Origin of the sequence: Moraxella sp. ZY210820, from assembly GCF_030674635.1 — a bacterium.
In the GTDB taxonomy this organism is placed as follows: domain Bacteria; phylum Pseudomonadota; class Gammaproteobacteria; order Pseudomonadales; family Moraxellaceae; genus Acinetobacter.
On the sequence record NZ_CP089978.1, the window covers coordinates 1,455,424 to 1,477,820 of the forward strand.

Below are 22,397 nucleotides of genomic sequence, written 5' to 3' on the forward strand. Positions count from 1 at the left end.
ACATTTTGAGGTTTAAACAGTGGACGAAAATAAATCAAAAGCACTCAATGCAGCACTTGCACAGATTGAGAAAAATTTTGGTAAAAATACCATCATGCGTTTAGGTGATAATACGGTACAACCTGTTGAATCAGTTTCTACAGGTTCATTATCATTAGATATTGCCTTAGGGATTGGTGGTTTACCTAAAGGTCGTATTATTGAGATTTTTGGACCTGAAAGCTCTGGTAAAACGACACTCACATTACAAATTATTGCACAATATCAAAAACAAGGTGGTACTTGTGCCTTTATTGATGCTGAACATGCATTAGACCCACAATACGCACGCAAATTAGGTGTTGATATTGATAATCTATTGGTTTCACAACCTGATAATGGCGAACAAGCCTTAGAAATTGCCGATATGTTGGTGCGTTCTGGTGCAGTTGATTTAATTGTAGTAGACTCCGTGGCAGCATTAACCCCTAAAGCTGAAATTGAAGGCGAAATGGGGGACTCTCACATGGGCTTACACGCACGTTTGATGAGCCAAGCTTTGCGTAAAATTACAGGTAATGCAAAACGTTCAAATTGTATGGTGGTGTTTATTAACCAAATCCGTATGAAAATTGGTGTGATGTTTGGTAGCCCTGAAACTACAACAGGTGGTAATGCACTTAAATTCTATGCGTCAGTACGTTTAGATATTCGCCGTACAGGTCAAGTCAAAGACAGTGATGAAATAATCGGTAACGAAACTAAAGTGAAAGTCGTTAAAAACAAAATGGCTCCTCCATTTAAAGAAGCTCAATTCCAAATTTTATATGGAAAAGGCATTAATTACATGGGTGAAGTGCTTGATATTGCGACAGATTATGACATTGTGAAAAAATCTGGTGCGTGGTATTCATATAACGGCTCAAAGATTGGTCAAGGCAAAAATAATGTATATCGTTTCTTTGAAGAAAATCCTGAAATTTTCCAAACTATTGAACAACAAGCACGTCAAATCGCATTAAGCCAAGTTGCACCACCGACTGCTAAAGATAAGAAAAAAGATGATAATGCTGATGAATCAACAGATTCTTCACAAGATGAATTATTATTGGACGGTGATGATTTTATCCCTGAAGATGAATTTTAAATCTAAATCCATCGTAAACGCCATATCATCATTGCTATGGCGTTTTCATTTTATAGTTGATTTATATCGGAACAATGCAACAAATGTAGGGGTTTATTACATAAACCTTCTGTAAAATCAATTGCTTAGGCTAATATAATTTGCCCCTACTGTTCATTTTTTAATTGAATTATAATATCAGATAATCCTATGTTTTATCAAAAACGCGCTGAAGAAATAAAAAAGACATTAACAGGGGCAAGATTACGCTCCTATGCTTTTGCCCTACTCACACGGCGAGAATATTCCAAAGTTGAACTGATTGAAAAACTCAATTTATATGCAATTAATCCACAAGAAGTACTTGAATTAGTTGAAGAATTTGCCACATCAAATTATCAAAGTGATGAGCGTATGGCTCAAGCCATGTTATCTAGCCAAATACGCAAAGGCAAAGGTATACATCGTGTTAAACAAGCACTAGAACATAAAGGTTTAGATGTTGATTTAATCGCTGATGATTTAAAAAATATTGACTGGTTTCAACAAGCTTATGAATTAAAAGTCAAAAAATTTGGTACTGCAATTACTAAAGACCCAAAACTTAAAGCCAAACAAATCCGCTTTTTACAATATCGTGGATTTAGTATGGACGTTATTTTTAAAGCTATTCAACACCAAGCTGATGAAGATGAATAACCAACTATTTTTTCTTTAACCAACGATACCCATCACGATAAGATTCCAGTTGCATTTGTCCATCAACCAATTTAAAACTAATCGTCCCTTGCTCACTCGTATTGAGTAATGGAATATTACGCTGTGCCAATAGTTCTACCACTTCACGATGTGGATGTTTATAACGGTTGGCATAACCCGCAGATGCAATTGCAAGTTTAGGACGATAAAAATCTAAAAATTCTGCCGATGTACTATGACGGCTACCATGATGTCCTAAAATCAACACATCTACTTTTAAATCAGGATAGAGTCTCATCAATTCTTTTTCTGTTTGATGACCTGCATCACCCATAATCAAAAAATTACTATATTTTCCTGCCTTATCAAATATTTCTAAATGTATCACACAAGAATATTCATTACGATTTTTAACAATTTGCTGTTGTGGCACATCACCAAAAGGTGAATAAATACGAAACATACTCTCCACGGTCGGTGTCCAATGTTGCCCTGCTTGACACAATTCATGACGAATATTTCTTTTAGCTTCTGCTTCAACCATCGCCATATAATCTGTACCTTGTAAATTTTCATTGCTGATAATATTATTAACCTGAATATCACGTACAATATACGGCAATGCCCCACTATGGTCATTATCTAAGTGTGATAAAATCACATCATCAAGACGTTTTACCCCTTGTCGTAATAAAAATGGTACAACCACATTTTGCCCAATACTAAAGCGGTCTTCATCATAATAACCTCCTGTATCAATCAGTGTATTGTGCTGCCCTGTTTTGACAAAAATCGATTGCCCCTGCCCAACATCTAACACATGCAATTCAAAATGTGGTCTTTGCCATTGTAATAATAATACGGCAATAAAACACACAGCAATCCATGATTTAGGCAATACATTTTTAGGCAAAAACAATAAAACAAGTGCAATGATTAACATCATAATCATCGCAGGTTGCATCGCAATTGACATTAACTCGATTGATAATAAGGTTTGTAAACCATTTAAAATCCATAAAAATAAGCTCAATAATAAATCAACCATCCACCACACAATATAAGCAAAATCTGCATAAATAAAATACAATAACCCTGCAATCATATTGAGTGGAACAATTACTAAACCTAAAATCGGAATGGCAATTAAATTAACCACAGGCGAAAACCATGATACTTTTTGGAAAAATATCATCACTAATGGAAAAAGTGCAATAAAAATTTTCCATTGTGAACTAAATAAAGCCCATATCGCAATTTTACTTTTATCCCACCATGTTTGTTGTGCTAACTCTTGTTCGCTGTGAGGGATTTTATCCACATTAATGGTTTGATAAACTCGCAATAAAATAAATGATGCCCCAAAACTTAACCAAAATGATGCTGATAAAATACTAAAAGGATCAATCAATAGCAATAAACTCACACTTATTAGCAAAATACTAAACGCATTTAATTGACGATGTAATAACAGTAAAACCACAATGACGCTACTAACCAATAAAGTCCGTAAAGCAGGAATTTCAAAACCAACAAAAGCAGTATAAAATAAAACCGTAGTTAAAAATGGAATACATAACACATAAGGACGAGCGATATTTAAATACAGATTTACACGATAACGAATAATCACACGATTAATTAACCATGTGAGCATTAACGCTAAAATCAAAACGTGCGGTCCTGAAATAGCTAATAAATGACTAATACCTAATTGCTGAAATTGCTGTTCCACTTCATCGGTCAATAAACTGCGGTCGCCTGTTAATAGTGCTAATAGTAATCCCTTATGGTTTAATGGCTTTGAAATAATAAATTCACGAATATCTAATCTCATTTGCTCAATGGATAATGCGATACGTTTAGTCCATGCTTGCTGTTGTTTAATATGTTTAGCAAAACCAAGTTTAATCACATCATCTTGTGAAAGTAATTCAACTGTTTTAATTTTAAAACCCGCCATAACATTTTGTTGCACCAGCCATTTTTCACTATCAAATGAGCCTGCATTGGCATAACCATGATTAGGGCGAATTTGTCCTGTTAAACGATAATATTGACCTAATTTTAAGGTTTCAATTTTTTTAGGATTTTGTTTATTAGAAGATTTTTTCATAGAAAATGATGTCGATGATGTATCATCAGCTTGATGAGATACTGATGTATCATCTTGTTCATCACGATAATCTTTTAATAAGGGATGATGTTGTGTTTGATGTAATGGTGTGCGTAACAGCCAGTAAATCGGTTGCAATAAATCCTTTTTCTGTATTTGATAGCCACTTAATACTTCCGCTTTTTGTAAAATAGCACTATTGGTCAGTTGATTAATATTATCAATATAAACAATGAGTTCGCCATCTTGAACATTTTTTTCTTGGTAAGCTAAACGTTGTGTTAATTGATGATTGGCATAATAATACCCCAAATTAAACACCATAGGCATGGCACATAACATTAGTAATATCGAACGATAAATCTGCTGTTTAATGCCCCAATAAATAAACACCATTAAGGCAATTAAAATACCATAAACAAAAATATTTACCTGTATTGGACTGACCATTCCCATACAAGCAATACCTGCAATCCATGCAATCAATATTCCTTTATACATCGCTTATAACCAACGTCCATCTTGCATTTTTAAAATACGGTCAGCAGAATTAGCTAACATTTCATCATGAGTAACAATCAACATTGCCATGCTAAATTCTTGTTTTAATTCATTAAGTAAGTCAAAAATTTCCAAAGCCGTTTTGCGGTCTAAATTCCCTGTCGGTTCATCTGCCAATACCACTTTTGGCTCTGCCACCAAAGCACGAGCTAATGCCACACGCTGACGTTCTCCTCCTGAAAGCTCACCTGATTTATGAGTCATACGATGAGCTAAACCAACCCGCTCAAGTAAATATTCCGCACGCTGTTTGGCTATTTTAAAATCAGCATCTGCACGCAACATTAACGGCATGGCTACATTTTCTAAAGCAGTAAATTCTGGTAATAAATGATGAAATTGATAAACAAAACCTAAATTGCGATTGCGTAATTCGCCACGTTGTGTTTCATTTAAACGGTCTAAACGCTGACCATTGAGATAGACTTCACCCTGACTAGGTAAATCCAAACCACCTAAAATGTGCAATAATGTACTTTTACCAGAGCCACTTGCTCCAATAATGGATACAAATTCCCCTGCATTTACCGTTAATGATAAATCTTTAATCACTTCAACTTTATTTTTACCATCATTAAATTGTTTAAAAATATGTTTTGCTTCTAAAATAACTGTTGAATTATTCATAACGTAATGCTTCCGCAGGTTGGATTTTTGCTGCACGGCGTGCTGGATAAATCGTTGCTAAAAAACTTAAAATTAATGATACACTTACAATCACAGCAACATCTTGCCAACGTAAATACGATGGTAAATATTGAATAAAATAAGCATCCATCAAACCATCAGCTCCTAAAACGCCTATCACAAAACCAACAATATCACTAATGCTTAAAGCTAGAATCGTCCCTAAAATCGCCCCTGCAACTGTCCCAATCACACCAATCACAGTACCTTGTACCATAAAAATACGAGTAATGGTACTTGGTGAAGCTCCTAAGGTACGCAAAATCGCAATATCTGATTTTTTATCAGTAACAACCATGACTAATGATGAAACAATATTAAATGCTGCCACTAATACAATCAAACACAATAATAAACCGACTAAGGTTTTTTCCATTTGAATCGCATTAAATAAATTACCGTGTGTTTGTGTCCAATCAGACGCATAATAATAACGTCCACCATCTTGGTTTAGCTCTTGTACCATTTGCTGTGAAACACGTGGAGCAAGAAAAATATCATCAAGTTTTAAACGAATCCCTTGTGCCCCATCGGGTAAGCGTAATAATGTTGCCGCATCATTTAATGCAATATAGCCCATCATCGCATCAACTTCCGCACCAACATTAAAAATCCCCACAATTTTAAAACGTTTAAAACGTGGCACAACTCCTGCAGGTGATGGCGTTGCTTCAGGTAAAACCAGCGTTACATTATCATTCAGCCCTAAACCTAAATTATCCGCCATTTGCTTACCAATCACAATGCCATATTCGCCTGATTGTAAATTTTCAACCTTACCTGCAAACATATAGTCATGTACAATTGATACATTTTTTTCATATTCAGGGTCAATACCTGTAACGAGAATTGGAGCAACTTGCCCGTAAGCCGCTAACATACCTTGTAATTGAATAAAAGGAGCAACGCCTTGTACATGTTGCTTTTGCTCTAACTCTTTTGCAGTTGTTGTCCAATCGGTCATAATTTGATTAGAAGCCACCATCGCTTGTGGCACCATACCTAGTACACGATTTTTTAATTCACGGTCAAACCCATTCATCACAGAAAGTACAGTAATCAATACTGCTACACCCAGTGTTAAACCAATCATGGAAACTAACGCAATAAACGAAATAAAGTGATTATTACGTTTTGCTTTGGTATATCGCAGACCTATATAAAGAGAAATCGGTTTAAACATAAATTCATGCCTATGATATGGAATAATAACAATAAAACGCTATTGTTATGATGTTTATTGATATGGGCAAATGTTACACCCTTACATCAAATCAATAGCGTTTAATCATTTATTTTAATTGTACATCTTGTTGTGATTGCATTTGTTGAGCCATACCTGAACTTAAACCCTGTCCAAATACAACGCCCAAACCACCTAATAATTGCTGTAATTCATTACGTTTCACTGTATAATTGACCATATGCTCAACTTTTAACTCTTGTTTCAATTGTTGCATACCACCTGCTTTATCCGCAACACCTAAAGCAATCGCCTGTTCGCCTGTCCAAAACAAACCTGAAAAAATCTCTGGGTTATCTTTTAAGCGATCACCACGACCTTGTTTCACTGCATTAATAAAATGTTGATGTACATTATTCAACAAACTTTGAATATGCTGACGTTGTTTCTCATCAATCGGTTTAGTCATACTCAAAATTGCTTTATTTTCACCTGCAGTCATCGTACGGTCTCTAATACCCCATTTTTGCAATAAACCATCAACACCATAATTCGGCATAATCACACCAATCGAACCAACAATACTTGATGGATTTACCCAAATTTCATCAGCTGCTGCCGCAATATAATATGCCCCAGATGCACCTGTATCACCAATCACAGCATATACTTTTTTATTGCTATATTTTTGTTTTAAATCACGAATTTGTTGATAAATTTCATCAGATTGAACAGGAGAACCACCGGGTGAATTAATATTCAATACCACCGCTTTACTATGTGATGATTTAAATGCCTGTTGCAATGCTTCATTTGTATCAGCACTATTCACCCCTTTAGGGCTATTAGCATCAATGGTACCAATAATATCCACCACTGCCAAATGCTCACCTGTAACTTTATTCATTGCTCCATCTTCAACTGAACAACTTTTAGTCATCATCGCAAGTACAACAAAAATATAAATAAAAGTCAGAATTTTAAAGAAAATACTCCAACGTCTTGCTCGAGCTTGTTCTTGCGTGGAGGCTAAAACGGCTTTTTCCAATAATTGCCATTCTTTACCTATGGGAGCTTGACTATTTTTTTGTGGAGCTGGTTCAGGTGTTTGCTGTGGTTTTGGTGGCCAATCTGACATATCATTACCCAATTTGTTTTATTTAAATGGCGTATATTATATACTTAAAACCTCGCCATAATCATCAAAATAGCGTAAATTTTCGTGTTATTTTGCATAAAATGCGTGATGGCAAACATAAAATATCCATTATTTTGCATAAATATTTTATTTTTATAGACTTTATGTTTATAATAAATAAAAAGTTTAGGAAATTTCCACATGAAAAATATGATTGCACTTGTGATTGGTGTAATGTTGGCATTTATGTGTATCAATTATTTTAGTCGCCCATCTAACTCTAATACTAATGATAGCGCTCAATCATCGCCTATAGAACAGCGTTTACAGTTATTACATGAATATCAATTGGTTAAAGCCATTCAGCAAGGCTCACCACAAAAATATGAAGAGCTTAAAAATAATGCAGGACATGGCTTAAATCCAAGTGAATATCAAAAAAATGTTCAATATGATATTCAGAAAATTTATTTTGAAACATTTTGGAATATCTGGGGAAATGGTAATCAACCTTTTAATGTAAGTGGCGAAATTATGTTTGAATGGTTAGAAGCTTATATTTCGCAATTGCGTGATATTAGACGTGCAAATCAATGTGCGATTCTAAAACAAGAAACCATTGATGCACAACAATTACGCTCAATTTTGACAGACAGAACACAAGATAAAATGAATCGTGTGTTTGAAAAAGCATTGAAAAATCAAGATAATCGTGAATATTTTGATTATCATCGACATGACCACCTTGAAAAAATGCAACAACTTGCAGATTATATTCAACAAAGTACAGGTCATCATTTACACGGTGAACAAACACGCCAAAATTGTGATGCAATGATTGCTATTATCCAAAAGATTCAATCCGAGCCTAATCCAGAATTAAGACGAATTTATCTTTTTGGTTATTTTGGTCATTATTATAATGCATCTCAGCATCCTAATTTAATTTATTAAGGGCAACAAATGCAAAAATTTTACATTCCTACACTATTAAGCTTAGGTCTCATTTTAACAGGGTGTAGTAGCAAACAACATGAGCCCAAAGTAGGTGAATATGGGCAGGTCAAAATTGCTTCTATACAAGCAACTCAAGCAGAAGTTGAGCAAATTAATCAAACTGCTATGCCTAAACCTGACATTAAAAATCGTCCTAAAATGGGGATTTCTTATGAACTAGATGCAAAGAAAAATCCTTATCGTTTTGTAACGGTAATTCGAGGTACAGCGATTAATGATGGCGAAGTAAAAGTTCGTTTATTTGGCGGTACTGAAAAAGAAACGAGTTCTGGATATTCACCAACCATTTTTGACCACCCTACAACAAAAGCGAAAATGAATGAAAACATAACACTTGTTTTAAGTTCTGACCCATTTTCAGGCAATGCAAAAGACCCGAAAAATTACTATTACCACAGTGCTTGGGAGCTTAGTGAGCGTAATAATATTAAAGTGAGTTCAGTCGAATTACAAGTTTGGCAAGGTCAAGGCTCTAGTCATTCTTTTACCAGTTACCTGAAATTCTTAGCAATTTTCTTAATTTTATTTACCATTGCTTATCGTGCTTATTCAGTCCTAACTCGAGCTCGATAAATTGATTATCTTTAAAAAGTCTTATTTATATTCCTAAAAATAAGACTTTTTGATGATAATGCTTGATTATAAATGCAACACTTGCGGTTTATAAATGAGCTCAAAAACAGGCTTACGATAAACATATTTTAAACGATATTGTACCAATTCATAAATTTTTAAATCTGAATGTTCCACCACAACTAAATCAAACTGAGCTAAAAATTGTTCTGCTGTAGCTGCTTGAGCAAAAATATCAATAAATTCAATCAACGAACTTAATATAACGTGCTGTTGAATCTCATTCACATCTTGAATATTTTTATCTAATATATCAACCACTTGCCAATTTGTATGTAAGGCTAAACTTTGTGCAACTTCCGATTTAGCACTCGATACACTCACTAAATACAAAACTTTTTGCACCCGTTGCTTTGCTAATAACATATCCAAAAAAGCAATGGGTAAACGTATTTTTTCTACAGTTTGCTTAACTTCTAAACTTTGCCAATGCAAATGTTGTACAAACATCTCTAATTCTATTTCACGCAAACGTAAAGCATAATCACTATTACAGACCAATTGTGGATTTAAATACATTTTATTTACTCAATCAATCATTAAAATTGTATAAAATTCATAAGCCACTTCTTCATAAGGGTGGCTGTCCAATAAAGCATTTTTTACCTGACCAGCCACATCTTGAGCAACAATCACTTCAACACGCCATTCTTCAACTTGTTCTAATTGATTCGATGTACCTAAAAATGGGTTACTGCCTAACATTGGCATAAATTGTCCGACTCCTTTTACTTGCCATGCACATTGGGTATAAGTCAATTGTCCTTTTTGACTAAACTGTCCTGCACCCGCTTGAAAAATAGCTTGTTTAGTGCTTTCTAAATGACTTTCGGGAACGTAATACACCAGTTTTAACATCAGATTTTGCTCTCATTCTACGTTGTGGCTGGGTTGATGTACGTTGAGTCAATGATTTTTTATCCATCAATCCCATTGCTTTTAATTCTACATAATCTTCGACATTTAACGCAACACTTTGTCCTACGTCCACCGCTAAATCTAACAAATGAATTGAACCAATTTGTGTACGAATTAAACGCAAGGTCGGAAATCCCACACTTGCTGTCATACGGCGAACTTGACGATTACGTCCTTCACAAATTTTAATTTCTAACCAAGATGTTGGGATATTTTTACGAAAACGTACAGGTGGTTCACGTTGCCACAACCAATCTGGTTGTTCAATGATACGCACTTGAGCAGGTAATGTACGTCCATCATTCAACAGTACGCCTTGTTCTAATTGTTGTACCGCTTCATCAGTAACTTGCCCATCTACTTGTACGATATAGGTTTTCCATTGTTTATATTTAGGATGTGTAATATGTTGATTCAGACGACCATCATCAGTGAATAATAATAAACCTTCTGAATCAAGGTCTAAACGTCCAATGATACGTAAATCTTTATCATCAATATAATTCGCTAAAGTTTGATGTACACCATCAGTACGGAATTGTGAAAGTACATTAAAAGGTTTATTCAGAGCAACTAGTTTCATAATAAAAAATAGCATTAAAATAAATTTAATGCTATTTTACACGATTAACGCTCAAGATATTGTAATTTATCTGTCTTACCGTTCCATTCTTCACGGTCTTCTGGTTGGTCGCCAATTTGCGTAATATTCGGCCAGATTTGTGCTAATTCAGCATTGAGTTCAATAAAGACTTCTTGCCCTTCAGGTAGTTCATCTTCAGAAAAAATGGCATTTGCTGGACATTCAGGCTCGCACAATGCACAATCAATACATTCATCAGGATTAATCACTAAAAAGTTAGGACCTTCATAGAAACAATCAACAGGACAGACTTCAACACAATCTTGATATTTACATTTAATACAATTTTCTGTAACAACAAAAGTCATAGCACACGCTACCCTAAAGATTTAATGGGGGCTATTTTAATCAAATTTTTACCTTTTATCCAATGTTTTTTTATATTATTTATAACAAAATTATGCAATGGTTTGATGTTTTTTAGATATAAAAATAACTATTTGATTTTAAATAACTTTATTTTATATTTATTAAGAATTATTATCACTTAAATTTACATTTAAGCTGGTTTTTTAAGCAAATTTCAACTCAATATTCATTTAAAACATAACCACTAATAAAAGCAAAATATTCACGCAACCATGCATTATAACGAATAGTTAATGGCGTAGAAGCTGGAAAACTGCTGATATGCGTATAACCTAATTTTGTGGCAATTTTCTCAGCTCTTAATAAATGAAAATCATTACTTACAATAAGAATGGCTTGTCGTTTATTTAAACCATACTGATTTAAAATATTTTCACCATATTTTAAATTCAACTCGGTGCTAGTACTTTTATTTTCAATCAAAATACGATGTGCAGAAATATGATAAAATTTCATCAAATAATCTGCCATGACATCAGCTTCAGCAATTTGTTCGCCAAAATCCACACCACCTGTCATTAATAAATAACTGTGTGGATACTGTTCGGCTAATAGGGCTGACTGGTCTAAGCGAGATTTTAATGCAGGTGTGGGATAACCATTTTTCACTTGACTTCCCAACACAATAATAATTTCTGGCTTAAAATTAAATGTTTGGCGTTGCTGTATAAACTGATTAAGATAGATACAAAAACCGATAAAACTCAACACCCATAGCACAAAACCAATCTGTATCAATTTGAAAGTACGTTGATAAAATACTTTCTGCTTTAAAAAATTTTGAATTTGTTTGAAAAATAAAACATAGGCACAAAAACTAGCCCCAATCAATATAGGCAATATCGTACCTAAATGTATTTTTTTAAATAAGATTAGGATAACACCATCTAAAAATAGAACAAATCCAATAATAAACAATAAGATATGTAAAGTTAATGGGCGTTTAGTCATAGTATTGCTCATATGATAGACTAATTTTTTATCATTTTATTTTGGTTGTAAAATAATACATAATGCCCCGATTACAATAATCACACCACCAAGTATATCCCAACGTGTTAGCGGTATTTTATCTACCCATTGCAACCACAATAAAGCAGTGATCATATAAATACCGCCATACATCGCATAAATCCGCCCTGACGCTTCAGGATGTAAAGTCAAAAGCCAAACAAATATCGCTAAACTCGCAATCGTAGGTAACCATAGCCAATGACTTTTACCCTGATTTAAAATCAAATAAGGAAAATAACAGCCTAAAATTTCTGCAATTGCTGTTAATATAAATAAGCCAATAGTGTAAAAAATATGCACGCCACTCATTTGATATTTAGACTTAAACCAATAACATTATCATGTTCAACTTTCGTAGTAATATGCACTTCCCCACCTTGTTCAGCCAATTCACCAAATAAAATCATTTCAGCTAATGGCTTTTTAATATGCTCTTGAATCACTTTTTGCATCGGTCTTGCCCCCATCAAGCGGTCATAACCTTGCTTAACCAACCATTTTTTCGCAGATTCATCAACATATAGCACCACTTGTTTATCTTCAAGTTGTACTTGTAACTCGGTGATAAATTTATCAACTACCGCCATCACACGCTGTTCATCAAGTGGTTTAAACTGAATAGTCGCATCTAAACGATTACGAAATTCTGGTGCAAATACACGTTTCATTGCTTCTTGATTATCATGACTATGGTCTTGTTCAACAAAGCCCATACTATTTTTAGCAATACTATCTGCCCCCACATTGGTGGTCATCACTAAAATCACATTTCTAAAATCAGATTTACGCCCATTATTATCAGTTAGTGTGCCATTATCCATCACTTGTAATAATAGATTAAACACATCTGGGTGAGCTTTTTCAATTTCATCGAGCAATAATACACAATGCGGATTTTTATGAATCGCATCAGTCAAAAGCCCACCTTGTTCATAACCAACATAACCCGGGGGCGAACCAATTAAACGAGCAACGGTATGACGTTCCATATATTCCGACATATCAAAACGGATTAATTCTACACCTAATAATTTAGCTAATTGTTTGGTTACTTCCGTTTTCCCCACACCTGTTGGACCTGCAAACATAAAATTAGCAATTGGTTTATTAGGTGATTTTAAACCTGCACGAGATAATTTAATCGCTGATGATAAGGCTTCAATCGCTTCATCTTGCCCGAAAATAACGTGTTTTAAATCTCGCTCTAAATTTTTCAACATTAATTTATCATCTTGCGAGACTTGTTTTGCTGGAATACGAGCCATCTTCGCAATAATTTGCTCAATGTCTTGTGTATTAATCAGCGTATCTAATTCTTCAGTCTGTAAACGGCGTTTTGCTCCAACTTCATCAATCACATCAATAGCTTTATCTGGTAAGAAACGGTCATTAATAAATTTAGCAGATAATTCTACTGCCAATTTTATCGCTTCATCTTCATATTTTACTTGATGAAATTGCTCAAATTTACTCTTTAAGCCTTGTAAAATAGCAATCGTTTGCTCAATACTTGGTTCAACCACATCAATTTTTTGGAAACGGCGTGATAAAGCGTGGTCTTTTTCAAATACTTGGCGATATTCTTGAAAAGTAGTTGACCCCATACAACGCAATGAACCATTGGCTAAAGCAGGTTTCAACAAATTCGATAAATCCATGCTATTGCCCATTGTCGAACCAGCACCAATCAACATATGAATTTCGTCAATAAATAAAATAGCATTTTGCTTTTTTTGTAATTCATTTAATAAGGCTTTAAGACGTTTTTCCACATCGCCACGATATTTAGCACCAGCTAATAATGCCCCCATATCTAAATTATACACTTCTGCATTTTGTAGTGGTTTAGGCACTTTACCTTGTGTAATTAACCATGCTAATCCTTCAGCAATTGCCGTTTTCCCTACACCGGGATCACCTACCAATAGAGGATTATTTTTACGACGACGGCATAAAATTTGTGCGGTACGTTCAATTTCATGTTCTCGACCAATTAATGGATCGGTACGTCCCTGTTGTGCTTGTTGATTCAAATTTTGTGTAAAACTTGCCAAGGCTGTTGCTTCATTTTGCTGACTACTTGTATCTTCATCGTCATCATCACTTGAGATAATATGATCAGAATCAGTATCTTGCTCTACTTCACCATGTGTTAAATAATATTTGAGCTGTGTTTGAGTAACATGATGATGATTTAATAACATCACGGCAAAACTTTCTTTTTCCATAAAAATAGATAATAAAATATCCATAAATTCAACACTACCACCCTGTGTTTGTGCCTGTACACGAAATATTGCACGTTGTAGCACACGGTCAAACCCTGTAGTCGGTTGTGGCGAATCATCTTTTTTATAACGATTTTTAGGTGTCGTTTCTTCTAAATATTGGTCAAGTTCATCATTTAAATTTTCTAAATTTGCCCCACATGCACGTACAAATTGGCTTGGTTCTTTATATTGCAATACAATCCATAATAAATGTTCTACTGTTAAATATTCATGGGCGTTTTTGCGTGCATATGATACAACTGACTGTAATGCTCTTTCAACTGATGGACTAAACATAAGTTATTTACCTTTTTTAAATTTATTTGTCTTGAGCTTCAACCACACACATTAAAGGATGCCCTTCAGCTCGTGCATGGTCAATCACTTGTTGAGCTTTGGTCTCAGCAATATCTCTGACATAAACACCTGCTACACCTTTACCATGATGATGTACATTTAACATCACTTCAATCGCACTATCACCATCTAAACCAAAATACAACTGCAATACTTCGACCACAAAATCCATCGTGGTAAAATCATCATTCAATAATAAAACAGCATACAAAGGTGGACGTTGTAATTTAGGTTTAGCTGATTGTACAACTAAATCACTATCTTCATGCTCATCATGTTGCGTATTGGCATAAATGGATAATTGTGAAATCATCAAGGGCATAATTTTACCTATATTATGATATGTTTAAATATTTTTGTACAACCTACAATACCACGCTCAACGCATGAGTAACTTCATTGATTTTGTGTAGAGATAGAATATTTTTCATCTATACAAATTTCAATATTCTAAATCACATCAATATATTATGATTTAAGCTAAGAATAAAATATGCATTTTAATTTAAGCACTCATATTATTTAGAATTGGCTTTTGCTTGTGGAATTTCAGAAATTGATTTTGTTGTCGCTCCTTGATCTTTACCACGTTGCCAAGCAAAACGTTTCACCACAGGAGTTGCACCTGTTAGATGCACTTCCACATATTGTGGTGTAAAGCCTTTCGGCATAGTCCAACGTCCCGTTAAACGTTCATAATGCTCAAAACTAAAAGTACGGTCTTCCAATGGGACACCCATCACTTTTTCGCCATTAATCAAACGTAATTCTACATTACCCGCTACTTTACGACCACTTGGACTCACTTGTACTAAATCAATCGCATATTCATACGCATTATCAGGCAATGAATTGATACTAATATTTTGTATCGTTAATTCTACACCACCACGTGCTTTCAGTAACTCACGATACATTTTATTAATACCCTCTAATTGTAAGGTATTGGCTTTTTCATCATTATAAGCTTGATAAAATTTATTGGCATTACTTACCGCAACATCACGCTCTTGTACAGTAGCATTAAAACGCTGACCAATCACTTCTAGTTCAGCTTTTTGTTGCTGTACAATATTATTCAGCTGTTTTGCATCCATATCAAAACCAACAACGGTTAAGCCTTGACGTTTACCCATAACATAACCAAAATATGTACAACCCAATACTAACACCAATCCTGCAATTACGACAGGTGCATGACGTTTTAAAGCATCTTTAACAGGTGAAATATTTGATAAATGTGTCTTTTGTTTAGGGGTTGTATGTTGTGTATTACTCATAAAAACTCGATTATCTTCTTGTTACAGATAAAATATCATCTAGCTAAAATAAATGCAATATTATCATCATAAAATCATATCTTACATTACCATAAGATATGATTTTTTTATCATGATTAAGGCAACAACGCAATACCTGTTAAAGCCGTTGTTTCATTAAAACCACACATCAAATTCATATTTTGAATAGCTTGTCCTGCAGCACCTTTGACCAAATTATCTTGTGCAACAAGAATAATTAATTTTTTACCATGTCGATGAATTGCAATACTTAACTGATTTGAACCACGCACGCTACGGGTTTCTGGTAAGCTACCTTTAGGCATCACATCAACAAAATATTCATTAGCATAAAATTGCTCATATAAAGCTTGAATATCCGTTTGTTGTCCTTGCTCGGTTAAATCCACATAAATCGTGCTTAACATACCACGAATCATAGGCACTAAATGTGGTGTAAAAATTAAATTACCAAATATGCCTTTTTGACCTGCAATATTCTCTAACGCTTCAACAATTTCAGGGTGATGACGATGCCCAGCCACGCCATACGCTTTAAAACTATCTGCCACTTCACTAAAAATCATGCCCAACTCAGCTTTACGACCTGCACCTGATACACCTGATTTTGCATCAATAATAATATTATGGGTATCAATTAAACCTTGTTGTTTTAATAATGGTGCTAAACCAAGCTGTACCGTTGTTGGATAACAACCAGGATTACCAATCACTTGTGCTTGTTTAATTTGTTCACGATTTAATTCTGATAAACCATACACCGCTTGCTTTAAAATTTCTGGGCAAGCGTGTGGCATTTTATACCAATGTTCAAACTGTGCTAAATTTTGCAAACGAAAATCTGCCGCTAAATCAATAATTTTAGTATTTGCTGATAATAGCTGTTCAGCAAAATTCATTGCAACACCATGTGGCGTTGCAAAAAATACCACATCACATTTTTTTAATAATTCTACATCTAAATCTGAAAATACTAAATCACAATGTCCTCGCAAACTTGGAAACATTGCATCAATACGTTTACCCGCTTCACTTCTTGAAGTCAATACATCAACACGCACTTGTGGATGACGTAATAATAAACGCAATAATTCTACACCTGTATAACCTGTACCACCAACAATACCAACAGAAATCATAGATTAACATCTCAAATTATCATCAATTTTGACATTATATACTAAACTACATTGAACTTATACGATACACGCTATATTTTTTAGAGATAATCATGTTAGATATTGAAAAATAAAATAAATTATGAATGATTTTGATTATTAATTACATATCTAATTTTAAATTTAATTTGTCTAAAATTCACAAATAGTTTATTTTTCACTCAAAAAAATAGTATTTTAGTATAATTTATCTAAAATAGATATTTTAGAGTATTTACTCTTTTAGAAAATATGTTATTTTGTAGTCATATCAATTTCATAATTTATATTATTCTCTCCTCATAATACAAATTATGATATTTTATGCCTGTTTTTTTAACCAAGGATATTGCACATGAAATTACATCAATTAGCCCTTGCTGTTGCAATTACAACATTACCAACAATGAGCGTTTTTGCAGCTGCTTTAGACCGTTCTGGTCAGCCAATGAATGCTTTTTTCCAAGAAGGAAACTATTTTGAAGCAGGTCTTTCTGTATTAGACCCAACTGTATCTGGTAAAGAAGCTGGTAAAACACCCACTTCTCGTAATGTTCCAGATATGGGGGAAAGCTATATCTTCCCAACTGCAGCACTTAAATTACAGCCACATGAAAAATTTTCTATAGGTTTATTATATGACCAACCATTTGGTGCTGAAGCTGAGTATTCTGGCAACAATGCCTTTGTAGCAAATTCTGCAACAGATACAACTAATTCATTAACCAACTTAATTAAACCTGTTGTAACTCGTGCTGTAACAACAGCAGTTGCAGGACAACAAGGTCTTACTAACCCAACATCAGCACAGTTACAAGCAATTGCTGAAAATCCTGCTGTACAAAGCCAAATTAATACTAGAACAAATGCTCAAGTTACTGCTCTTACATCTAACTTTGGTAACTTCTTAGGGGCTGATGGTGAAGCAACCAATGTATCAGTACATACTCAAAGTTTATCTTTAGTTGCTGGTTATCAACCAACTAAAAACTTTAATATCTATGCAGGTCCAGTCTATCAAACTGTAAAAGGCGATGTTCATTTGCGTGGAACTGCTTATAGCTTATTTAATGGTTATGATTTTAATGCACCTGAAACAGGTGGTGTAGGCTGGTTAGCAGGTTTTGCTTATTCTAAACCTGAAATTGCTTTACGTGCAGCAGTAACTTATCGTTCTGAAATTGACCATGATATTTCTGGTACTGAATCAATTCCAGCATTAAATGTTGTTTCACACCCAGCATTAGGAGGTTTATTAACACAACTTAATTCTTCTACTGCTAATATGCAGGCTATTGCAGCAAGTGAAAATAAAACTAAAATTACTTTACCACAATCAGTAAATTTAGATTTACAAAGTGGTATTGCACCTGATACTTTAGCATTTGTGAATGTGCGTTGGGTGGATTGGTCAAAATTTGCTATTCAACCACATAAGTTTGGCTTATTATCAAAAGAAATCGGTGCATTAGCTCAACGACCTAATGGTTTTAATTTAATCCAATATTCTAAAGACCAAATTTCAGCAACTGCAGGTGTTGGTCGCAAGTTTAATGACCAATGGACTGGTAGCGTTGCAGTAGGTTGGGATAGTGGTACAAGCGATCTTGTAAGTATTCTAGGTCCTACCAAAGGTTATTGGAATTTAGGTTTAGGTGTACAATATAGTCCACAGAAAAATTATTTTATTGCAGGCGGTGTCAAACACTTTTGGTTAGGTGATGCAAAAGCCCAAACTGGTGCACAAGCAGGTGGGAACGATTACTCATCAGAATTTAAAGACAACAAAGCTTGGGCTTATGGCTTAAAAATCGGCTATAAATTCTAAGCTTAATATAAAACTTTAAATTCCATAAATAGGCAATTTAATTTTAAATTGCCTATTTTATTATCAAGCTGAAATTTCATCGTAAAAATGTGATAGATTTGACTTTATTCACACAATTTACAACGTTTGCTTACATATCATTTTTGCTTTCTTTACAATTTTATTTTAAGATAAGCATATATGCCCAATGGTTATTTTTAACTTAGGCAAACCTATTCATTATTTTGAATGATACTTATATGTATCCTACTTAAACGTTATTTTTGAATGAATTTTAAGTGGCTTATCACTCAGTTTAAGGAATTATCATCTATGCGTTTTTTTACTTCTATAACCGCTTTTATGCTCAGTTGTGCTATGATAACAACTGTTCAAGCCGATGAACAAGTTTTGGATTTTGATACTCAACACGCTATGCCAGCAGAACTAGCAACAGTTGCCGTATTGGGCGAATTATGTCCAACACTGATTGAAACAGATGATGCATTTACTAATGGTTATCATAAAGTAATTAAAGAATTATTACCTAATGCTAAAAATCCTGTTGCAGAATTTAAACTATTAACTGAATCACCAGAGTATAAGGATATTATGGCAACTGAACGTGCATTTGCTCTACAAGCAGGCGATGCAGAAAATCAAGAAATTTGTATTGCAATTCAAGAATATGGACGTTAAGCCCTTCACATGATAGCAGTGCTATACTCACTGCTATTTTTTGTTTTAATACCATAATCATTTGATGTCTATTTATCCATCTTTATTTTTATCTACATAAAAGAGCTACAGTCTAAGCTATTTTTTTGATATGATAGTAAACTGAAAAATATCAGCTTCCCGTTTTTATTTAGAGTATCGTTTCATGTCTGACACATCACCGAATAGCACTAAAAATCAACATAATAACAATGATTTAGATGATGTTACATCAAATACTTTACGCAACCTACGCAACCCCCCACATAACTTAGCGATGGAACAAGGAATTTTGGTCGCATTAATGACTGTTGCAGACTCATTTTCTAAAGTAAGTGATATTTTACGTGAAGATGATTTTTACGCATCACGTCATAAATATATTTTCCGAGCCATTCAAACCCTAGATAATGAAAATGAACCTTATGATTCTCTCTTGGTTCATAACTGGTTATTAAAACAAAATTTATTACAAGCAGCTGGTGGCGAAGAATATTTAATCCAACTGATGAGTGAAGCACCAAGTAGCTTTTATCATTTGGAAGCCTATGCAGAAAAAATTAAAGATTTTTCCACTTTACGCAACATGATTCGTGTCAGCTCAGATATTTTACAAACTGCTTATGAAACACAAGGTCGTGAAGTTAGTGAAATTTTAGACTTAGCAGAAACACAATTATTTTCTATCGCTGAACAATACAGTAACCGTCAAAATAGTCAAGGTCCTCAACCAATTTCGGCTGTTGCTGCTGCTATGCTTGACCGTTTAGATGAATTATCACGTTTAGAAGGTGATATTACTGGTTATTCAACTGGATTTATCGAACTTGATAATTATACATCTGGTATGCAAGCAGGCGATTTAATTATTGTGGCCGCACGTCCATCGATGGGGAAAACGACATTTGCCATGAATCTTGTGGAAAGCGTATTATTTACCAAAGATTTACCTGCATTAGTATTTTCAATGGAAATGCCCGCTGACTCAATTTTAATGCGTATGGTTTCAGCTTATGGCAAAATTCATCAAGGACATTTACGTTCAGGCAAAATGAATAGCGATGAGTGGTCTCGTGTAACAGGCACAGTCTTACAACTACAAGAGAAAAAATTATTCATCGATGACTCATCAGCCTTATCACCAACCGATGTACGTTCTCGTGCTAGACGTATCGCCAAAGAACATGGGCAAATTGGCGTGATTATGGTCGATTATTTACAATTAATGAAAGTACCGGGTATGGGCGATAACCGTGTAGGCGAAATCTCAGAAATTTCACGTAGTTTAAAAGCCTTAGCTAAAGAAATGAAATGTCCAGTCATTGCCTTATCTCAGCTTAACCGTGCATTAGAAAACCGTCCAAATAAACGCCCTGTTATGTCAGATTTACGTGAATCAGGTGCAATTGAACAAGATGCCGATGTGATTATGTTTATCTATCGTGATGAACGTTATAATCCTGATTCAAAAGATGCAGGCACAGCAGAAATCATCATTGGTAAACAACGTAATGGCCCAATTGGTACAGTACGTCTTGCCTTTGAAGGGGTTTATACTCGTTTTAGTAATTTATCGCCAGAATATTATCAACAAGATGAAGAATAATTTAGGGAAAATATGCGTAACACTCAAATTCATATCGACCAACAAGCGTTACAACATAATTTACAACGTGTTCGTCAGCTTGCACCACACGCAAAAGTGGTGAGTATGGTAAAAGCCAATGCCTATGGGCATGGTATTGCACAATGTTTACCTTCATTAGCAAGTAGTGATGCATTTGGTGTAGCCTGTTTACAAGAAGCCTTAGAAATCCGTGCTTTAGGCTATCAACAAGATATTACGCTAATTGAAGGTATTTTTCATGAACAAGAAATGGAGCAAGTTTTAGCCCATCGTTTAGAATGTGTCGTTCATCATCAACAGCAAGTTGATTGGTTATTAAATCATCAACAAGCCTATATCGCACAACATCTAAAGGTTTGGATTAAACTCAATAGTGGTATGAACCGTCTAGGTTTCCCATTGAATGATATTATTCCTGTGATACAACAATTATTAGCACAAGGTTTTCAATGCGTCATTACTATGCACTTTGCCAATGCTGATGAACCAACTCATAGTTTAAATCATCAACAAATTCAACAGTTTAAACAATTACAACAACAATTTCCCCAAGCTCAATTTTCTTGTTGCAATTCAGCCGCTATTTTTAACTGGTCTGATTTACATTTGGATTATGTTCGCCCCGGCATTATGCTCTATGGAGCATCACCTTTTGCAGATTGCTCAAGTGCAAACTTAAATTTAAAGCCCGTCATGACTTTTTCTACAGAAATTATTGCCTTACATCAATTAGATATAGGGGAAAGTGTAGGCTATGGCTCAAGTATCACAACACAACGTACAACTACTTTAGCAATTATTGCTGTAGGTTATGGTGATGGCTATCCACGCACGTATCAGCAACAAAATTATGTAAGTATTGCAGGACAACTTGCTCCTTTATTTGGACGTGTGAGTATGGATATGGCTATGGTTGATGTAACAGATTTAATCACACAAGGGATTGATATTCAAATAGGAACACCTGTAGAGCTATGGGGCAAACATCGTTTAATAGATGATGTAGCTCAATGTCATGCCAGTATAGGCTATGAATTATTATGTAAAATTACACAACGCCCGTTACGAACGATTTGAC

General features: G+C 34.4%; 21 protein-coding genes and 1 pseudogene. 8 read left to right on the forward strand and 14 right to left on the reverse strand.

Annotated elements, in window-relative coordinates; all coding sequences use genetic code 11:
- The first annotated feature begins 19 nt into the window (after positions 1 to 19).
- The gene (gene recA / locus LU301_RS07265; protein WP_305269181.1) at positions 20 to 1,126 is read left to right on the forward strand and encodes a recombinase RecA; all 1,107 of its coding nucleotides are present in this window, start codon (positions 20 to 22) and stop codon (positions 1,124 to 1,126) included.
- A 189-nt stretch (positions 1,127 to 1,315) separates the two neighbouring features.
- Positions 1,316 to 1,804 (forward strand): regulatory protein RecX, encoded by a 489-nt coding sequence (locus tag LU301_RS07270; protein ID WP_305269182.1) that lies wholly within the window; start codon positions 1,316 to 1,318, stop codon positions 1,802 to 1,804.
- Between the two features lie 4 nt (positions 1,805 to 1,808).
- Here LU301_RS07270 and LU301_RS07275 read toward each other — a convergent pair whose 3' ends face one another.
- From LU301_RS07275 to sppA, 4 genes are all read right to left on the reverse strand, one after another.
- Positions 1,809 to 4,421 (reverse strand): DNA internalization-related competence protein ComEC/Rec2, encoded by a 2,613-nt coding sequence (locus tag LU301_RS07275; RefSeq protein WP_305269183.1) that lies wholly within the window; start codon positions 4,419 to 4,421, stop codon positions 1,809 to 1,811.
- Positions 4,422 to 4,424: 3 nt separating this feature from the next.
- Positions 4,425 to 5,108, reverse strand: coding sequence for a lipoprotein-releasing ABC transporter ATP-binding protein LolD (lolD, locus tag LU301_RS07280; protein WP_305269185.1), 684 nt, complete (start codon positions 5,106 to 5,108; stop codon positions 4,425 to 4,427).
- The gene (locus LU301_RS07285; protein WP_305269187.1) at positions 5,101 to 6,351 is read right to left on the reverse strand and encodes a lipoprotein-releasing ABC transporter permease subunit; all 1,251 of its coding nucleotides are present in this window, start codon (positions 6,349 to 6,351) and stop codon (positions 5,101 to 5,103) included. Before LU301_RS07285 ends, lolD begins: the two co-directional genes overlap by 8 nt.
- A 109-nt stretch (positions 6,352 to 6,460) precedes the next feature.
- A complete protein-coding gene (gene sppA / locus LU301_RS07290) occupies positions 6,461 to 7,489 on the reverse strand; it encodes a signal peptide peptidase SppA (protein WP_305269190.1) in 1,029 nt (342 codons plus the stop codon).
- 201 nt (positions 7,490 to 7,690) lie between these two features.
- Here sppA and LU301_RS07295 point away from each other — a divergent pair, with 201 nt between their 5' ends.
- Together LU301_RS07295 and LU301_RS07300 are read left to right on the forward strand one after the other, a co-directional pair.
- Positions 7,691 to 8,443 (forward strand): hypothetical protein, encoded by a 753-nt coding sequence (locus LU301_RS07295; RefSeq protein WP_305269193.1) that lies wholly within the window; start codon positions 7,691 to 7,693, stop codon positions 8,441 to 8,443.
- 9 nt (positions 8,444 to 8,452) lie between these two features.
- On the forward strand, positions 8,453 to 9,079 hold the full coding sequence (locus LU301_RS07300; protein ID WP_305269196.1) for a hypothetical protein: 627 nt from the start codon (positions 8,453 to 8,455) through the stop codon (positions 9,077 to 9,079).
- Between the two features lie 66 nt (positions 9,080 to 9,145).
- On the opposite strand, the gene LU301_RS07305 is transcribed toward LU301_RS07300, so the two are convergent.
- The 10 genes and pseudogenes from LU301_RS07305 to argC form a co-directional block, all read right to left on the reverse strand.
- Positions 9,146 to 9,658 (reverse strand): hypothetical protein, encoded by a 513-nt coding sequence (locus LU301_RS07305; protein WP_305269200.1) that lies wholly within the window; start codon positions 9,656 to 9,658, stop codon positions 9,146 to 9,148.
- 9 nt (positions 9,659 to 9,667) lie between these two features.
- Complete coding sequence (locus tag LU301_RS07310) at positions 9,668 to 9,997, reverse strand: YqfO family protein (protein ID WP_305269203.1); 330 nt, start codon at positions 9,995 to 9,997, stop codon at positions 9,668 to 9,670.
- Between the two features lie 141 nt (positions 9,998 to 10,138).
- Positions 10,139 to 10,640 (reverse strand): annotated as a pseudogene (locus LU301_RS07315) (pseudouridine synthase); the annotation flags it as partial.
- 44 nt (positions 10,641 to 10,684) lie between these two features.
- A complete protein-coding gene (gene fdxA, locus LU301_RS07320; protein WP_305269206.1) occupies positions 10,685 to 11,008 on the reverse strand; it encodes a ferredoxin FdxA in 324 nt (107 codons plus the stop codon).
- A 220-nt stretch (positions 11,009 to 11,228) separates the two neighbouring features.
- Entirely contained in the window at positions 11,229 to 12,020 is a 792-nt protein-coding gene (locus LU301_RS07325) for a YdcF family protein (protein ID WP_305269208.1), read from the reverse strand.
- Positions 12,021 to 12,056: 36 nt separating this feature from the next.
- Positions 12,057 to 12,392 carry a YnfA family protein gene (locus tag LU301_RS07330; RefSeq protein ID WP_370692187.1) on the reverse strand — a complete coding sequence of 112 codons (336 nt, stop codon included), beginning with the start codon at positions 12,390 to 12,392 and terminating at the stop codon, positions 12,057 to 12,059.
- Positions 12,389 to 14,650, reverse strand: coding sequence for an ATP-dependent Clp protease ATP-binding subunit ClpA (gene clpA / locus LU301_RS07335; protein ID WP_305269213.1), 2,262 nt, complete (start codon positions 14,648 to 14,650; stop codon positions 12,389 to 12,391). The genes LU301_RS07330 and clpA overlap by 4 nt, the downstream gene beginning before the upstream one ends.
- Before the next feature lie 22 nt (positions 14,651 to 14,672).
- On the reverse strand, positions 14,673 to 15,023 hold the full coding sequence (gene clpS / locus LU301_RS07340) for an ATP-dependent Clp protease adapter ClpS (RefSeq protein WP_370692250.1): 351 nt from the start codon (positions 15,021 to 15,023) through the stop codon (positions 14,673 to 14,675).
- A 205-nt stretch (positions 15,024 to 15,228) separates the two neighbouring features.
- Positions 15,229 to 15,990 carry a DUF6776 family protein gene (locus LU301_RS07345; RefSeq protein ID WP_305269219.1) on the reverse strand — a complete coding sequence of 254 codons (762 nt, stop codon included), beginning with the start codon at positions 15,988 to 15,990 and terminating at the stop codon, positions 15,229 to 15,231.
- Between the two features lie 116 nt (positions 15,991 to 16,106).
- Positions 16,107 to 17,150 (reverse strand): N-acetyl-gamma-glutamyl-phosphate reductase, encoded by a 1,044-nt coding sequence (argC, locus tag LU301_RS07350; RefSeq protein WP_305269222.1) that lies wholly within the window; start codon positions 17,148 to 17,150, stop codon positions 16,107 to 16,109.
- Positions 17,151 to 17,523: 373 nt separating this feature from the next.
- Between argC and LU301_RS07355 the strand changes: the two genes are divergently transcribed.
- The 4 genes from LU301_RS07355 (at position 17,524) to alr (ending at position 22,396) form a co-directional block, all read left to right on the forward strand.
- Positions 17,524 to 18,996, forward strand: coding sequence for an outer membrane protein transport protein (locus LU301_RS07355; RefSeq protein WP_305269226.1), 1,473 nt, complete (start codon positions 17,524 to 17,526; stop codon positions 18,994 to 18,996).
- Positions 18,997 to 19,308: 312 nt separating this feature from the next.
- Positions 19,309 to 19,674: an MCR_0457 family protein gene (locus LU301_RS07360; protein ID WP_305269228.1), complete on the forward strand. Its 366-nt coding sequence runs from the start codon at positions 19,309 to 19,311 to the stop codon at positions 19,672 to 19,674.
- Between the two features lie 184 nt (positions 19,675 to 19,858).
- Positions 19,859 to 21,298 carry a replicative DNA helicase gene (gene dnaB / locus LU301_RS07365; RefSeq protein ID WP_305269230.1) on the forward strand — a complete coding sequence of 480 codons (1,440 nt, stop codon included), beginning with the start codon at positions 19,859 to 19,861 and terminating at the stop codon, positions 21,296 to 21,298.
- Positions 21,299 to 21,310: 12 nt separating this feature from the next.
- Positions 21,311 to 22,396, forward strand: a complete 1,086-nt coding sequence (gene alr / locus LU301_RS07370; RefSeq protein WP_305269232.1) for an alanine racemase — start codon at positions 21,311 to 21,313, stop codon at positions 22,394 to 22,396.
- Position 22,397 lies beyond the last annotated feature (1 nt).

Coding starts and splice junctions, on each gene's coding strand:
- LU301_RS07310 (WP_305269203.1), bottom strand. CDS start 9,997: ATGTTAAAACTGGTGTATTACGTTCCCGAAAGTCATTTAGAAAGCACT.
- LU301_RS07300 (WP_305269196.1), top strand. CDS start 8,453: ATGCAAAAATTTTACATTCCTACACTATTAAGCTTAGGTCTCATTTTA.
- argC (WP_305269222.1), bottom strand. CDS start 17,150: ATGATTTCTGTTGGTATTGTTGGTGGTACAGGTTATACAGGTGTAGAA.
- sppA (WP_305269190.1), bottom strand. CDS start 7,489: ATGTCAGATTGGCCACCAAAACCACAGCAAACACCTGAACCAGCTCCA.
- LU301_RS07285 (WP_305269187.1), bottom strand. CDS start 6,351: ATGTTTAAACCGATTTCTCTTTATATAGGTCTGCGATATACCAAAGCA.
- LU301_RS07345 (WP_305269219.1), bottom strand. CDS start 15,990: ATGAGTAATACACAACATACAACCCCTAAACAAAAGACACATTTATCA.
- LU301_RS07270 (WP_305269182.1), top strand. CDS start 1,316: ATGTTTTATCAAAAACGCGCTGAAGAAATAAAAAAGACATTAACAGGG.
- LU301_RS07360 (WP_305269228.1), top strand. CDS start 19,309: ATGCGTTTTTTTACTTCTATAACCGCTTTTATGCTCAGTTGTGCTATG.
- LU301_RS07275 (WP_305269183.1), bottom strand. CDS start 4,421: ATGTATAAAGGAATATTGATTGCATGGATTGCAGGTATTGCTTGTATG.
- clpA (WP_305269213.1), bottom strand. CDS start 14,650: ATGTTTAGTCCATCAGTTGAAAGAGCATTACAGTCAGTTGTATCATAT.
- fdxA (WP_305269206.1), bottom strand. CDS start 11,008: ATGACTTTTGTTGTTACAGAAAATTGTATTAAATGTAAATATCAAGAT.
- LU301_RS07355 (WP_305269226.1), top strand. CDS start 17,524: ATGAAATTACATCAATTAGCCCTTGCTGTTGCAATTACAACATTACCA.
- LU301_RS07295 (WP_305269193.1), top strand. CDS start 7,691: ATGAAAAATATGATTGCACTTGTGATTGGTGTAATGTTGGCATTTATG.
- LU301_RS07305 (WP_305269200.1), bottom strand. CDS start 9,658: ATGTATTTAAATCCACAATTGGTCTGTAATAGTGATTATGCTTTACGT.
- LU301_RS07330 (WP_370692187.1), bottom strand. CDS start 12,392: ATGAGTGGCGTGCATATTTTTTACACTATTGGCTTATTTATATTAACA.
- clpS (WP_370692250.1), bottom strand. CDS start 15,023: ATGATTTCACAATTATCCATTTATGCCAATACGCAACATGATGAGCAT.
- alr (WP_305269232.1), top strand. CDS start 21,311: ATGCGTAACACTCAAATTCATATCGACCAACAAGCGTTACAACATAAT.
- dnaB (WP_305269230.1), top strand. CDS start 19,859: ATGTCTGACACATCACCGAATAGCACTAAAAATCAACATAATAACAAT.
- lolD (WP_305269185.1), bottom strand. CDS start 5,108: ATGAATAATTCAACAGTTATTTTAGAAGCAAAACATATTTTTAAACAA.
- LU301_RS07325 (WP_305269208.1), bottom strand. CDS start 12,020: ATGACTAAACGCCCATTAACTTTACATATCTTATTGTTTATTATTGGA.